10 protein-coding genes are annotated in these 15524 nt (G+C 50.5%); 1 reads left to right on the plus strand and 9 read right to left on the minus strand.

The window, feature by feature from the left end; genetic code table 11:
* Nucleotides 1–16: 16 nt before the first annotated feature.
* Genes B5X72_RS08245 through B5X72_RS08255 form a run of 3 tightly spaced genes read right to left on the minus strand, consistent with a single transcriptional unit; the run spans nucleotide 17 to nucleotide 5283 of the window.
* Nucleotides 17–1126, minus strand: a complete 1110-nt coding sequence (locus B5X72_RS08245; protein WP_079716361.1) for a Gfo/Idh/MocA family protein — start codon at nucleotides 1124–1126, stop codon at nucleotides 17–19.
* A gap of 30 nt (nucleotides 1127–1156) precedes the next feature.
* Nucleotides 1157–1870 carry a ThuA domain-containing protein gene (locus B5X72_RS08250; protein WP_176146127.1) on the minus strand — a complete coding sequence of 238 codons (714 nt, stop codon included), beginning with the start codon at nucleotides 1868–1870 and terminating at the stop codon, nucleotides 1157–1159.
* 26 nt (nucleotides 1871–1896) lie between these two features.
* Nucleotides 1897–5283 carry a PVC-type heme-binding CxxCH protein gene (locus B5X72_RS08255; protein ID WP_079716363.1) on the minus strand — a complete coding sequence of 1129 codons (3387 nt, stop codon included), beginning with the start codon at nucleotides 5281–5283 and terminating at the stop codon, nucleotides 1897–1899.
* Nucleotides 5284–5414: 131 nt separating this feature from the next.
* Here B5X72_RS08255 and B5X72_RS08260 point away from each other — a divergent pair, with 131 nt between their 5' ends.
* A complete protein-coding gene (locus B5X72_RS08260) occupies nucleotides 5415–6317 on the plus strand; it encodes an AraC family transcriptional regulator (RefSeq protein WP_079716364.1) in 903 nt (300 codons plus the stop codon).
* On the opposite strand, the gene B5X72_RS08265 is transcribed toward B5X72_RS08260, so the two are convergent.
* From B5X72_RS08265 to B5X72_RS08290, 6 genes are all read right to left on the minus strand, one after another.
* Nucleotides 6311–7387 (minus strand): family 43 glycosylhydrolase, encoded by a 1077-nt coding sequence (locus B5X72_RS08265; RefSeq protein WP_079716365.1) that lies wholly within the window; start codon nucleotides 7385–7387, stop codon nucleotides 6311–6313. The genes B5X72_RS08260 and B5X72_RS08265 overlap by 7 nt on opposite strands.
* 74 nt (nucleotides 7388–7461) lie before the next feature.
* A complete protein-coding gene (locus B5X72_RS08270; RefSeq protein ID WP_079716366.1) occupies nucleotides 7462–8463 on the minus strand; it encodes a glycoside hydrolase family 43 protein in 1002 nt (333 codons plus the stop codon).
* 23 nt (nucleotides 8464–8486) lie between these two features.
* Complete coding sequence (locus tag B5X72_RS08275; RefSeq protein ID WP_245826884.1) at nucleotides 8487–9584, minus strand: family 43 glycosylhydrolase; 1098 nt, start codon at nucleotides 9582–9584, stop codon at nucleotides 8487–8489.
* Between the two features lie 5 nt (nucleotides 9585–9589).
* Nucleotides 9590–11125: a RagB/SusD family nutrient uptake outer membrane protein gene (locus B5X72_RS08280; protein WP_079716368.1), complete on the minus strand. Its 1536-nt coding sequence runs from the start codon at nucleotides 11123–11125 to the stop codon at nucleotides 9590–9592.
* A 33-nt stretch (nucleotides 11126–11158) separates the two neighbouring features.
* Nucleotides 11159–14254: a SusC/RagA family TonB-linked outer membrane protein gene (locus B5X72_RS08285; RefSeq protein ID WP_079716369.1), complete on the minus strand. Its 3096-nt coding sequence runs from the start codon at nucleotides 14252–14254 to the stop codon at nucleotides 11159–11161.
* A gap of 26 nt (nucleotides 14255–14280) precedes the next feature.
* Nucleotides 14281–15450 (minus strand): endo-1,4-beta-xylanase, encoded by a 1170-nt coding sequence (locus B5X72_RS08290; protein WP_245826886.1) that lies wholly within the window; start codon nucleotides 15448–15450, stop codon nucleotides 14281–14283.
* Nucleotides 15451–15524 lie beyond the last annotated feature (74 nt).

A 15524-nucleotide genomic window follows, 5' to 3' on the forward strand; every position in this document is an offset into this window, starting at 1 on the left:
ACAAACCAACATTAGATTATTCAAAACTTGGCACTTCAATACGGACACCGCCCTTCATGGCCGACTCATGGGCGCATATTCCTGCGCAGGTGTAGTTGGCGGCCAATGCTGCATCCACGGCAGAATCCCGCCCTTCCACGATAGCCGCTACAAACTCCTGCACCAGATGCGGATGCGAACCGCCATGACCTGCTCCCTGCAAAAAGGACACGTGGTTGGGGTCATCAATCCGCTCGCGCTTCGTGAAGTCCGCAATTTCCGGAATCAGCAGTTCATCCGTGTCGGGCACATCCAGCCGCTGGGCATTTTCACCGCCATCAAAGACCGCGTGGCCCTCGTCCTGGAGCTGTTCCCATTCAAAGGACATCTTGGTACCGTAAACATCGTAACTCTCCCGATACTGCCGCACCACGTCAAACAACGAACGGGTTGCCTCTGCCACTACATCGGAACCTTTCAGCTTGAACGTGGCAGTTTCCACGGCATAAGGTGCATTATACCGGCTGGCTAAATCATCGGAAAGTCGACCGGAACCATGGCAAACCACGGATTCCGCAATGGTGTTATTGATGCGCAGTAACGGGGATATCGCATGGGTACCGTTGAGCATCGGGGGATAGCCCTTCCAATATTCAGCCCACCCTTCCATGCTCATGTCTTGGATGTGCGACCCGCGGACAAATTGGATTTTACCCAGCTGGCCGCTTTCCGCAAGTTTCAATCCGTAAAGAAATTCCCGGGTGTAAAGTGCTGTTTCCATCATCATGTACACCTTCCCTGCACGGCGCTTGGCTTCCACAATGGCTTTGCAGTCTTCCACGGTCATCGCCATCGGTATGGTACAGGCCGTGTGTTTATTTGCATTCAACGACGCCAGCGTCATCCGGGCATGTTCGGGCACAGGCGTAACAATATGGATGGCATCCACGTCTTCCCGTTTCACCACTTCTTCGAAATCAGTGAAAACAAGGTTTTCGTCTAAGTTAAACTTCGCTTTCAGCTCGTTGAGCGTGTTTTCATTTCGCGTACAGATTCCGACAGCTTTAATATTCGGATGCTTCTGATAAATGGGAATGAACTCTTTTCCAAAACCCATACCAACGATAACGACAGTGATTTTTGACATATTTGATTTTTATTTAGCTGGTTATACTTGTTATTTGCTAGAAACCCAATTGACCGCATTGATTAGCAAGGTTTTGTAAGCCTCATGCTGATGACTATGCTCGTCATGCCCTAACGTGATTCCTACGATTTTCGCCTTGGGATGCTTTACGGTATATACCACCGGATAGACCGCATCCGTTTCTTTTGACTGGCCGATAACCAGTACTTCAATCCCCCTTGCGGCCGGGTCGGGAACGTGGCGATACAGTTCGTCCTGAAACTCGAATTTTTGAGCAACGCCCTGCGTAACGGGATGCGCGGGATTGACGACATAGTTTTTAAATTCCTGGAATTTTTCGTGGCTCTTGCTGCCGCCGCCCACGTAATTCAGGTTGTACGCTGGCCAATCCTCCCAGTTATACCACACGGCGGCATGGAGCAGCAATAACCCCTTCCCCTTTTCGACAAATTTGGTAATGGCAGTCTGCCCCGTTGCATCGATGGGTTGATTGTTGGCCAGAATAAGGATATCGGTGCTTTTCAGATAGGCCGGTATAGCGTCCACCTGCTCGGTGTATGTTACTTGGTAGGCTCCCGTCGATTCAATCGTTTTTGCATCTTCCTCGCCGTACCAACGACTAAAATCATGTGATCCGCCGCCGCCCACCATCAGTATCCGGAGCGGTTTGGTTTGAGCGAGCGCTGTGCCAACAGCCATCGCCATTAAGGTGAGGACTGCGAATAGCTTCATTGTGTGTTTCATCTTGATATACATTTTGTGTTCCTGATTTACTTAATAACGCGCATAATCCCATTCATCCCCCGCCAGTGACCCGGAAAGGTGCAGACATACGGGTAATCGCCGGGCTCCCTGGGTGCGGTAAATTCCAGCGTGAAGCTCTCGCCGGGATTTACCAATGGGGTATGGTGCAATACTTCAGGAATCGCTGGCACGTACTGCCTGTCAAATGCTTCTGATGACCGCAGCATGTCGTCCGCCGCCTTGCCGACAATGTCCAACGTTCCGGGCCGGATGATTAACAGGTTATGCTGCATACCATCGGGATTTTCAAATACCAACGTGATTCGCTTACCCGCGGGAACCGTAATTAATTTCTTATCATACTGCATGATGTCTTTGACCGCTTTTAGCTCGACACGCTCGGAGGGTATATGAGTGGCTGGGTCTACAGTCGCTGACATCCCCCGCTGAGCGTGTACAGCAGATTGTCGCGCTTTTGACAGTCTCAAGGAGATGTTATTGATATCACCTGTAAAACCCGATGGACCGCCGTAATCCGCAAAGGCATAAGCTTCATCAAAATCTTCGCCCGAGCGCAGGTTGAGCTGCAACGGCTCGGTAAACAAATGCATAACTTGCTGCTTGCCTTGGGTAGCCCCATTTACGGATAACTCAATCGAGGCATCTGCCGCCATCCGTGCCTCGGCCACAAACTTATCAGGCAGGAGGCCCCGTGAAGAAACGGTGGCCGTCTGGCCATGTTGATAGACCTCAAAAAACAGCCGGTTGTTTTTGACATAAAGCGCGTATCCCGCCGCCTTGTCTCCTTGTCCGACAATCAGCCCATTATAGGCTTGGTTATCACGCCTATGGATATCTGCTTGGATCTGGATTTCCTTATTTGAAACATCCGGCGAGAACGGGAAACGACTACGGCGCCCCAGCATGTACTGCTCATTGGCCAGCGATTCGAGGATTCGGTTGGCGAAACTGCTGCCGGCTTGTGCAGGCGCCAGCTTAAAGAATGCATCTTCGTGCCGGGCAATCGCCGCAAACAGGGCTTGCGATAACCATCGGTCTGCTTCGTTGGCGGGATCATCTGTCGCTTCAAGCAGGGCCCTGGCAACGGCCTCCGAAGCAGGATATTCGGCCAGTTTTACAAACGCTGCCATGCGGGTATTCAGGTTGGTGTCTGCTAAGATCCCGCTATTCAGTAGTGCGTCGCGGGATCGATAGGCTACGGGAAGTACCTGGGCAGCCGCCTTCCGTACCCCCGCCGAAGGGTGTTTCAAGGCCTCCACTACGATATTGAATACGTCTTGCCGCTTATCAATAAGGTGTAATCCCTGCAACGTCCAAAGCGCATGGATAGCGGGGGCGTTCAGTCCGATTTGGTCTACTTTTTGGTCGGACACAATCCGGATCAGTTCACCTGTTACGTCGTCGCGCTGCCGTTCCACCAATAGCCGCTGGGCATGCGTCCGCCAGAATTTGTTGTCGCTCTTCAGTGCCTTCAGCAGGCCGCCCGTATCATCTTTCGAAAGCTTATGGAGAGCTTTATGTTTGCCGTCTTTATGCACCAACCGGTAAACACGGCCGTATTTCTTATCGCGCAGGTCGCTTTCAAACGCATTTCCGGGACCATGCGGCTGCTCGACAAACGGCAACACCTTGTCTGAAGGCGCCTGCGCCGGCACGAATACATTATGTTGGATGATAAAGTTATACCAATCAAGTATCCAAACTGCACCGTCCGGGCCTACTTCTGCGTGAATAGGGCCAAACCATTCGTCCGAGCTGGCCACTAAGTTCCACCCATCGTGCTCTTTAAAACCGGCACCATCAGGCTCAATGAGAGCGTTGTGTACCAAGCGTACCGTCGGCTCTGTTACAAAGGCAACCTTATTCCAGTATTTCTGAGGATAATCGCGCGCCGTGTAAAGCTGGTGCCCCGCAGCAGATGTGAAGCCACCGACTACATCCACCTGCCGAAGATTGGGTTGCATAGCATGCACATCATAATGCCCGTCGATTTTCTGCACCGCATTGACAGTAACCCTCCTACCGTCGTCCGTAAGCTGGCGCTGCACCAGTTGTTCAGGCATGGAATAATATGCGCTATGTGTGTTGTTTGCGGTAGAAATAAATATGTTGTTGTCTTCAGTCATACCTAACCCCCATGTATTGTTGCTGGTGGTTGCCAGGTATTCGAAATCGGTACCGTCCGGTCTAAAGTGATACACGCCTTGGCCGAAGGCAAGCCGCCGACCATTGATATGGCCATCGAAGCCTGCATAGCCCGTGACACCCCAAATCTTATTATCAAACCCATACTGCAAGTTTGAAGGCCCGGCATGTGTGTCATTCTTATTCCAACCGGTCATGATGGTGTCCCGTAAGTCAACCACATCGTCTCCATCCGTGTCTTTCATGAAGATGAAGTGTGGGGCCATGGCCACAATCACACCATCGTTGGCAAACGTAAGGCTCGTGGCAATATTTAACCCATCAGCAAACACCGTAAACTTGTCGGCGATGCCATCGCCGTCCGTATCTTCGCATATTTTGATCCGGTCATTTGCTTCCCCTTTGAGCTCGACGAAATTATTGGGGTAATCGACAGTCTCAATGATCCATAACCGCCCTTTTTCATCCCAGCTCATTGCAATGGGATTTACGATATCCGGCTCTGCGGCAAATAGTTTTAGTTCGAAACCTACGGGGACCTGTATCAGTTTTTTCGATTCTTCAGGCGACAACGGTTCCTGCATTTTCGGCACAAAATGCCGAGCAGTGAAATCGGCAATTGTATCTTCATAGATGCTGACATCGGGAATCTGCAATTGTGCAACCAATCCCATTACCCGATCTCCTATCGCCCATTGCACGCCTTTGTTAACGGACCGGAGGAAATCCAGGCTTTTCCAGGTCTGCTCGTCATGGCCGCTGACTGTACAGTATACACGACCTTTTCCTTTATTAAACCGGTATAGGGAATCAGTGGATACCTCCCTTGAGCCTGTATCGGCAACAGGTGCACTGCCATCAAGTGCCTTGGCGACCCATCGCGGTTGATTGGCACCAAGAAACTGCCCACCAAGCACAACCAACCCCTTGCCACTATCTACGAACTTTTCCAGTGCGCGCTCCTGATCGGAAGAAATGGAATCCGGGAGCGTAAATAAAATTACACCGTCATACAAATGCAGGTTTTCATCGTTTAAGTCTGCACGATCCGTTGTATAAGTAAGGTTAATGCCACTCTTGAAAAGTTCGATGGCCAACCAAGACGCGTATTTGCCCGATACATCGGGCGCATCGGCGCTTTCCAAAAACAAGACTTCGGCTCTCCGTGGATAATTACGGTTGTCATGCGTACATTGGAAAAAAAACAGGCAGAAAAAGACAATATACAAGTAGGAAATTATTCTCATAAAATATAGCTCTATAACCGTTGGTCATACAAAAGTAGGCCGCAAAATCACAGGAAAACCGCATTATGTTATCCCTTTATAGTCAAATTATATCATAATTGCGTATATTTATGGGCAACCAAAGATAAATCATGAAGAAAAGCCACATCATACCGAAAGCACTTATCCCGGAAAACAAGTCGTTTGTCGTGCGAAAACAGGTTGAACCATACTTCGATCCCACTTTTCATTTGCATCCCGAATTCCAGCTGTCATATGTCGTAGAAGGTGAAGGGAACCGGTTCGTGGGGGACAGTATCAAGCCCTTCAAAGCAAATGATCTGGTATTAATCGGCCCCAACTTGCCGCATGTTTGGCGTAACCATAATGCCTATTTTGAAAAAGACAGTCGATTAAGCACAACCGTGGTCGTCATCTATTTCCATGATCATTTTTTAGGCGAGACCATCCATAATAAGGAAGAATTTGAAAGCATCAAACACTTGTTTCTGCGTTCCCAATGCGGTATTGAGATCAAAGGCGATACACAAGTACAGGTAAGCCAGCTGATGGTAGAATTACTGGACTTGAAAGGTGCGGACAGTATTATCCAACTATTGCGAATATTGAATACCATTGCCCTATCCGATGAATGCCAGCTCATCACGGACACCCATTCCAAGGCTTACAACACCGAGGCGGAGACAGACCGGATGAATAAGGTCTATGCGTTTATCATGAAAAATTTCCACCGCAAAATCCATCTGGAAGAAGTCGCCTCCATCGCCAGTATGACCAGCACATCATTCAGCAGGTATTTCAAATCACGTGTCAACCAATCCTTTTCGGACTTTTTGAAAGAAATCCGCATTGAATACGCATGCAAACTCCTCAAAGAAGACAAAATGAACATTGACCGTATCGGTTATAAGTGCGGCTTCCAGTCACTCACCAACTTCAATAAGCAATTCAAGATGGTTACCGGGAAGCAGCCACACCAATACCGAAATGAATACCAAAAAATGGCGATCGAATCTTATCATCACTATCACTGAAAGAAAGGCACCCGCTGCGGGGTTGTGCTGGGCGCCTCACCGGCGATCTCCGGCCAACCGTTGCGCCAGATGACCTTATCGAGCATCAGCATCCTCCGGCTTGCCCCACTTGAAACCTTGCCTTGCGTTCGATCGATACCATGATAGATGAACCAATCTGTTCCTGCATCATCGGTAATGAGCCGCGCATTGTGTCCAGGGCCGGCGAACTTGTCGTTGCCTTTCAGGAACAACGTCCCATTGCCGCGGGCTGTGATCGGATTCCCAGCTTTATCGAGATAAGGTCCCATCAGGCGCTCAGACCGGGCGACCAGCACATGATACTGACTGTTGGCTCCATCGCAACAACTTCCCTTGGAACCGAAGAAATAATAGTATCCATCCCGCTTATGGATCAGGACGGCCTCAAAATCGCCTGCTGCCAGCTTGATTTTTCGGCTAAGATCAGGTACGGACAGGCCGTCGTCTGCCAACTCCACAACATAGGTGCCCTGGGTAGGCGCATCACTGAAACTGCCCCAAAACAGGTACTTTTTCCCTGCTTCTTCATAATAAAATGGATCGATGGAGTTGGGTACATCCACTTCTTCGCTGGTAAATAGTTTGCCGTGGTCGACAAAAGGCCCTGTAGGTTTCGTTGCGATGGCTACGCCGACACCGGGATTGGGGTCGCCCCATGTGGAATATGCATAATAGAGGTAATACTTGCCGTCTACATAGTTTACATCTGGCGCCCAAAGGCCGCCATTGCTTTTCCACGTAGGCTTACTGGAAAACGCCTGCCCTACGACTTGCCAATCGACCAAATTGGCTGATTGCAAAACGGGAATCAACCGGCTGCCTTGGCCATCACCCCAATTATCTTGGGTACCATAGGCGTAAAAGTATCCCGAGTGTGGATCACGGATAACCGATGGGTCAGCGAGGATAGGTTCAAAAACGGGGTTGATATAGGTGCTGTCTTGACGGACAGGGGCATGCTGACTATCCGGATGCGGGCTGGCGACCATGGTGCCGCATCCGGCAACAGCTGCTGTAAGTAGCTGGGAAAAAAATACAGGTAATATCATTGCTTATTATTTTTTGTGTTTCAATCCACCGCAAACACTTCGGAAGGATATCGATGTATGCACCATTGAAAAGTTCAATTTTTTTTGGCCAGCACGGGTTCAATGACCGCGTCGCTATTTATACTAAACGTGTATAGGCCGGCCTCAGCGTCCCATTGTTTGATGACAGGGACTATCCGCGTCTTCCGGGGGCTTACCTGCTGTTGATTAAAATGCACGTGATATACATAATACAATTGGCCGTCTAATCCTTCGAACAAATCACCGTGCCCAGCGCCGTTTTCGCTTACGACAGAACGGTGCAGGATGGGGCTATCATGGTGCTTGACCCAAGGGCCGTATGGCGAATCCGATACGGCATATCCGACAGCATAATCAACGCTTTTGTAATGGTTGGCCGAATAGAACAGGTAGTATTTGCCCTTCAGTTTGACAACGGTTGGACCTTCCATGATGGGCGACGCCCCATAAGCCGGAGTGGCTTCCCAGGGTTCGGTCTGGCCAAAGCATTTTGTCAGCGTTTCCGGCTTAATCGTGCCCTTTGCTAAATCAAACTCGGCTACCCACAGGTAATTACCGTCATCAAACCGCACATGGTAAAGGTAGTATTTATCGTCGTCATCCTTGAAAATATAAGAGTCGATATTTTTTTCGGAGCTGTCAATGGCGACGACTTCTTTTTGCCGGTATGGCCCAAACAAAGTCGTTGACTGTGCCAATACGGTTTGTTCATTGGCTGTATACGTGAGGTAATACGTGTCCGTTGCCTTGAATAGCTGTGGCGCCCAAAAGCCTTCTGTACCATACGTTTGGTCTCCTTGGGTCAGAATCATGTGTACAGCATCATTTGCTCCGGTAGGCGGAGCCCAGGTTTTCAAGTCATCAGATTCCAACATGGAAAACCCCGGTGCCCCACCGGCACTGCCTCCGGTTCCGGTCAAGTAGTATTTACCATTGTCTACATATATCGTCGGATCTGCAAAAAACAAATCTTGCTCTTCCTGGGCTGATAGCCGCATTGCAGAAAATGACAAGACATGGATGAGCATGACGGCATAACGAATAAGCATTTTCATTTTTTATCTTTTATACTCCCCTTTTATTGAAACACCGGCGCTTCTTGCGGAGAAGTACTAGGTGTACCGCCGGCAATCGCCGGCCAGCCGTCACGCCAGGTTATGCGATCAAGCATGAGCATCCGACGGCTGGCGCCGCTGCTCACGGTTCCCCGGCTTCTATCGATACCATGATAAATAAACCAATCTGTACTATTGTCGTCGGTGATTAACCGCGCATTATGCCCGGGCCCTACGAACACATTATTACCTTCGATGAGCAGCGTTCCTTTGCCTCGTTCTGAAATATCATCTCCGTTTTTATCCAAGTAAGGTCCGGCCAAATCCGTTGATCGCGCAACCAATACGTGATATTGACTATTGGCTCCCTCACAGCAGCTGCCCTTTGAACCGAAAAAATAGTAGAAACCTTCCCGTTTATGAATCATCACTGCCTCGAAATCCCCTGCGGCGATCTTGAATTTCCGGCTGAAGTCCGGTACGGATAAACCATCGTCGGCCAACAGCACGCCATAAGTACCTTGCGTGGGCGCGTCGCTGAAACTACCCCAAAACAGATACTTTTGCCCATCTTCTTCAAAATAGAATGGATCAATTGAATTAGGCACGTCTATCTCCTGGCTGGTAAATAGCTTGCCATGATCGACGAAGGGCCCGGTAGGATTTTCAGCCAATGCCACACCGATCCCCGGGTTGGGATCACCCCAAGTGGAATAAGCATAATACATGTAATACCGGCCATTCACGTGAACGACCTCCGGCGCCCATAGCCATCCATTGTCCTTCCATGTTGGCTTGGCGGTGAACGCATTGCCCATTACCGTCCAGTTCACAAGATCTGCGGATCGCAGAATAGGTATCAGGCGACTGCCTTGTCCGTCTCCCCAATTATCTTCGGTACCATAGGCGTAGAAAAAACCGGTCTGTGGATCGCGTACAACCGATGGATCCGCCAAGATGGGCTCAAATACCGGGTTGGTGTACCGAGTCACCTCCGGCTCAGGCCCAGGCACCTCCGGCCCATCGTTGTTACTTGACTTGCTGCAAGCGATGGCAACCAGTATAAGTACAACCAAAACGGAAGAGCGAACGGTTGTTGTTTTCATCGATATCTTCATCATTAACGCTAATAATTTTGGTTCTGCGATAAGTTGGGGTTCAAATCGATATCGGTCTGCGGAATGGGATAATACTCGTGACGTCCCTCCACAAAGTTAGTAAATTCGGGATCACGGTCGGCAAGATGGGGGCCAAGATCTCCCCAACGCAGCAAATCTGCCCACCGCCAGCCCTCACCAGCCAGTTCCACCAATCGCTCATGCTTAATCTGTTCGTGGAAAGCCTGCTGGTTCAGCCCCGGCCGAGCCTCGCTCAGCGGCTGCAGCCCAGCACGTACACGCACGCGGTCCACATATGGATAGGCCTCAGCGGTACGATTCATACCATTAAGGCATTCAGCATACATAAGCAAGACATCTGCATACCGGATCATCCGATAGTTGTTGGGCGAACGAAATCCCTCCTGATTTTTCCAATGGTCATTCAAAAATTTCCTAAACCAAACGCCATTGGCCTGAGGCCCCGATCCATACCGCTCGGCGAACGTCTGTCCGTACACCATGGTAGCCGCTGGCCCGGCCGGATCCGTATAGTCGAAGATAAATGAAGCCGCTAGCCGTGGATCGCGTTCGCCGTCTACCGTCTGCTCTTGCAGGAACTCATCGACTACCCATCGACGGGCAGCACCATCGCTGAAGCCCACGCCCGGCGGCGCATAGAACTGGGCTATCGACGTACCAGTGTTATTGATCTGGCTTTCGTTCACGTCGTCATCCGTGGTTTCCGCCAAGTTTTCGCTAAATTGAATTTCAAACACCGATTCGATATTATTTTCAGTGGTTACCAAAAAATTATCCCTGTAATCTTGTGTCAAGTCATACACATTACGCCCCTCTCCGGTGACCAACCACTCAAATGCTTGGGCGGCCTGTTCATACAGGTTTTGTTGCAGGTAGGTTTTGCCGAGCAGCGCATACGCAGCTCCTCTTGTAGCCCGCCCGACATTATTACCGGTATAGGAAATGGGCAGGTCGGGAATCGCCTCGGTCAGGTCGGCCGCAACCTGCGCATATGCTTCGGCCGTAGTGGCATTCGGTGGCATATCATCCACTTGTGATGGCTCGAGCATAAGCGGCGGACGCCCGAAGTAAAGGGTCAGGTTGAAATAAAATAACCCCCTAAGAAACTTCGCCTCAGCGATCAGCCTTCTTTTCAGGTTGTCGTCCATCGTTATCTCAGGTACATTGGCCAATACTTGGTTTGCCCTGAATACCCCGACATACAACGTGTGCCATGTAGAAGCTGTCAATCCCAGGTTGTAGTCCGTTTGGTTGAAACTCATCAGGTTGTTGAGCCCGCCGTCACCGCCGGAGCCAAAACCCTCGTCCGATTTGAGCGTACCGTGGTAGTAAATCCATCTCGAATACAGTGCAGGGGTCCGGTAGAACGTGCTATATACTGCGTTCACTCCCCTTTCGGCGTCATCAGCGGTCGCCCAAAAACTGGCGATGGTAGCCGCATTGGGATTTATCTCGTTGAAATCGCGCGTACATGAACCTGCTATCAACAGCACCGACAATACTATCGTTCCTAATTTTTTCATGTCGTAGTTTCTTAATTAGCTAACTTATTTACATCAAAATCCAAAACCCAATCCGAATGAAATAATCCTGGATGCAGGGTAATTTCCGTTGTCAACCCCCGGTTGGAGGTTGGCGTTGGCGCCTGTCACATCGGGATCGAGCCCCGTATAACCGGTAAGCGTGAACAGGTTTTGTCCGCTCACATAAACGCGGGTATTGGTAATACCTATTCTGCCCAGGAGGCGATCAGGAATGGTATACCCCAATTCAACGTTGCGCAGTCTCAGGAACGATCCGTCTTCCAGCCAACGGTCGGAGTTTGCTCTGGCATTCGAAATAATACCCCGGTCGGCTATTTCTCCTGCGGGGAGTTCACTCACGCCCAAGCGCGGGAAACTGGTGTTGGTATTCTCCGGGGTCCATGGGTTGATTGCCCGGCGGTAGTTGGAATTGCCATAGCTATCCAAATCGCGGCGGACATCGTTGTAGAGCATATGACCAAACACTCCGTGAAGCTGGATTCCCAACGTAAAGTTCTTATACGCCGCGTTAAACTGCATGCCTGCGGTGAATTTCGGCCAAGGCGATCCGGCAAACGTCCTATCGTTGTCATTGATATCATCGCCAGTGCCTCCGTCAACCAAGTTGACATACCGGATGTCGCCGGGCTGAGCAATGTCTGCCTGCGCCCTGTGTTCGGCGATCTCTTCGGCGGATTGGAACAAGCCGTCGGTGCGTATCAGGAAATACTCACCTACCGAGCGGCCTACTTGTGTACGCGTATGGCCTGAGGTAATGTAGTTGCGTTGAAGCCCCGTTTCCGGATCGACGCCCAAGCTCCCTAGTTCGAGTACCTTATTCCGGATAAAGCTGACGTTAGCCATGACATCCCATTTGAATTCGCCGCCGATCTGGGGCCGATAACCGAGATCAATCTCAATACCTTTGTTTTCAATCGATCCGATATTGACCAACGGATCCCCCTGCAAGTTGCCCAAATACATTGGCAGCGGCTGCCCAACCAATACATCTTTTGAAACCGACCGGAAAATATCGAATCCGACCATCACTTGATTATCCAGCACGGTGGCGTCGAAACCTATGTTCGTGGTAGCTTTTGATTCCCACCGGAGATCTTCATATACGAGACGGGCTTGTATGGCGCCGGGGAACGTTTCCTGCCCAGGTCCCAGGACAACGTTGGGGCCTTGGTTGAGATATCCAATGTATTCATAAGCACTGAGGTTTGCCGCACCAAGTACCCCGTAGGATCCGCGTACTTTAAAGTCGTTTACCCAGGGTATGTCGAAAAATTCCTCATTGCTGAGCCGCCAGCCCAAGGCTACGGAAGGAAAATTACCTACGCGGTAATCGGGTGAGAAACGCGAATCTTTGTCCGAGCGAAAGGTAAACGTAGCCAAGTACCTGTCGTCATACGTATAGTTGATCCGGCCCAGATAGGAATCGATGTAATAGCGCTGCAGGCTGCCTGCTGCCGCCATATCGCCTGTTGCCGAGTTGATCGTGGTAAAATACTCACCGCCAAACCGTGCCAGCTGCAAACGCGAAGCATTGACATTGTCCGTCTGCACAGTCTGCTGCGTGAATCCGACCACTCCATTCAAGTGATGTTTGCCAAAGTTATAGTCGTAATTGACCGTATGTTCAAAAAGGTAACTCAAAAACTGGGACCGGTTTTCCCCGACGGAGCTAAATTCGGGTGATTGGTTTTGATACCATGAGCCGTCCTTACGGATCGATCTGCTCTTGTCGAAGCTGGTTTCCAGTCCGGCATTGAACCGGTAGCTCAAACCATTGATGATATCGACGTCCACATAGGCGTTACCGATGATTTTTGCAAAGTTATTCCTCGTCGAAGTGATATCAGCGATGGCTACCTGGTTGCGGGAAAAGGTATTGATAAACGATGCCGACCCGTAACCCCATCCTCCAGGGTTGGCGCCGCTGATCAGGTCGTCGCTCCGCACGGGGAGAATTGGGACGCTCGTCCACATATCATACCAAGGATTACCAGCGAATGCCCCACCTTGGAACGGCGTATTCCTCGTCGAGTTGGTAATCGCAATATTTTCACCTATTTTGACCCGGCCTTTTCGAAGCTCGCCATTTACGCGAAGGGACATCCGTTCGAAATCGCGGGCAATAAGTGTACCCTTGTCCTTGAAATAGCCAGCAGATATCAGGTAGTTGGTGTTTTCGCTTCCGCCGGATATAGACGCGTTCAGGTCGCTTACCGCTCCGGTACGCAACAGTTCATCGGCCCAATTGGTATTCACATCCCCCTGGTAGTTGGCAATGCCCGGTTGAATAGCGTAACCAGCCATTTCATAGGCCCTTCTGTTGGTTGCAGCATATTCCGGGCCGTCCATCATGTCATACCGGCGCGGTACGGTGGATACGCTTTGCCGGGCTGAAACCTCGAATTTCGGTTCGCCGGGACGACCCTTTTTGGTGGTGATAATGACCACGCCGTTCGCCGCACGGGAGCCATAGATGGCTGCCGCGGACGCATCTTTCAACACCTGCACGCTTTCAATATCAGCGGGGTTTACGGTCGTGTTGGGATCGGCAAACATGCCGTCGATAACATACAATGGATTGGCGTTGCCGTAAAAAGTGCTGAGGCCGCGTATATTCACCACGGCCTCCTGCCCGGGCGCCCCACCATTCCGCACCGTGATGCCGGAAGACAGTCCCTGCAAGGATTCGGGCAGCGACCGCGCTACGGTCCTTTGTGCTTCGGCGGTATTGACAATCCCTGTGGCGCCGGTAAGGTCTTTACGGCGAACGGCCTGATATCCGATAACCACTACCTCATCCAATGTAGCCTGCGCTTCATCTACCTGAAGCGTAAATACCTGATCCAGCTCATTGCCCACCACCGCCTCAAGAGGCAGGTATCCCTGGTAAGTAATCACAATGACGGCATTGCCATCGGCTACCTCAAGCTTGAACCGTCCTTGCTCATCCGCCGCTGTGCCACGGCTAGTCCCTTTGACCACAATGGTTGCATTGGGCAGCGGTTGCCCACCCTCGTCCACTACTTGCCCGTTCAATACCTGTTGCGCAAACGCCATGGTATGAACACTGACAAAAAAGAAAAAACATATAAAAATCCTGTGTATCATAAAAATAAGTTTAGCTACGTTTGAATCTACTCAGCATTCGTGAGCGTTTTGATCACGTCCACTTCTCCTTGTTTGTACGGCGTGCCATCGCCGCGGAAAATATCATGAAACCACAATGGAGGCTCCGCCGTGTACGATTTTGTCCAACTGTCCCACGGGTAAATAGTCTGTGTCTTGCCATCGACAAATCCCCAGTTGAACATGGCTACATTGTATTTTTTGGCGATGGGCAGAAACCCTTCGAATGTACTGCCGTTGGGACGTGCCATGTATTCGGTGCACCAAAGCGGCTTGCCATAGCGTTGAAGCTGCTGGATGCGTTTTTCAAAATCTTCTGGCGTATCATAATTGTGAAAACTGATAATATCAGACTGCTCGATTTGCAAACGCTCAATTGGCTTCAAGGTACTATCCGATGACCAATCCCCTGCCCACACTCCAGACGTCAGTGGTTGGGATGGATTGGCTGACCGCGCCCATTCGAAAGCTTGTTCCAACAGGGGCAACACGTACGATACTTTATCCTTGATTTCAACCGCTTCGTAAGATGGCCCGGTCATGTTATCCGGCTCATTCCAGACATCCCAACCCAAAATCCGGGGGTCATCAGCAAAATGGCCAATCACTCCCTTCACATAACGCTCCAGCCGCGGGTACTGGGTGCTGTCTTTCAGCGCATGCTGTCCAGGACTCTGTACCCACCCCGAATTGTGTACATGGGGCTTGGGATCGCGCTGCTTTCCGGCGACAGGGAAGGGATCCCAACAGGAATCAAAAAAAACGAACAACGGCCGGATACCATGCTTATCAGTCAATTGCAGAAAGTGGTCAATTCGGGCAATAAACCCTACCGAGTCGTGCTCATACGGCAAATCGTGCAGGTAAACACGTGCCGTATTCATGCCAAGATCCGCGGCCCAACCCAGCTCTTTGTCGATGGTCTCGGGGTCAAACGTATCTTCCTGCCACATCTCAAGCTGATTGATAGCTGTCGCCGGGGTATAATTGGGCCCGACCAGCCATCCCTGCCCCGCTTGCCAAGCATTAGCTTCCTCGGCCGTCCAGATCTTTCGGTTTGGGTCAACATCCCCTGTTTCTGTTTTTCGATGGTTATCGCAGCCACACCATAAAAAAAGGACACATAACGGAATAAAAAGGGAAGATGTGCTAAAAATTCGCATAGTGTTTGGTTTCATTATTGGTTATTAAATCGGCGCTTGGCCTTCGTCATTACAAATGACGGCATTACGCACGCAGCTCACGATATCAT

This window comes from Parapedobacter luteus (assembly GCF_900168055.1).
In the GTDB taxonomy this organism is placed as follows: Bacteria; Bacteroidota; Bacteroidia; order Sphingobacteriales; family Sphingobacteriaceae; genus Parapedobacter; species Parapedobacter luteus.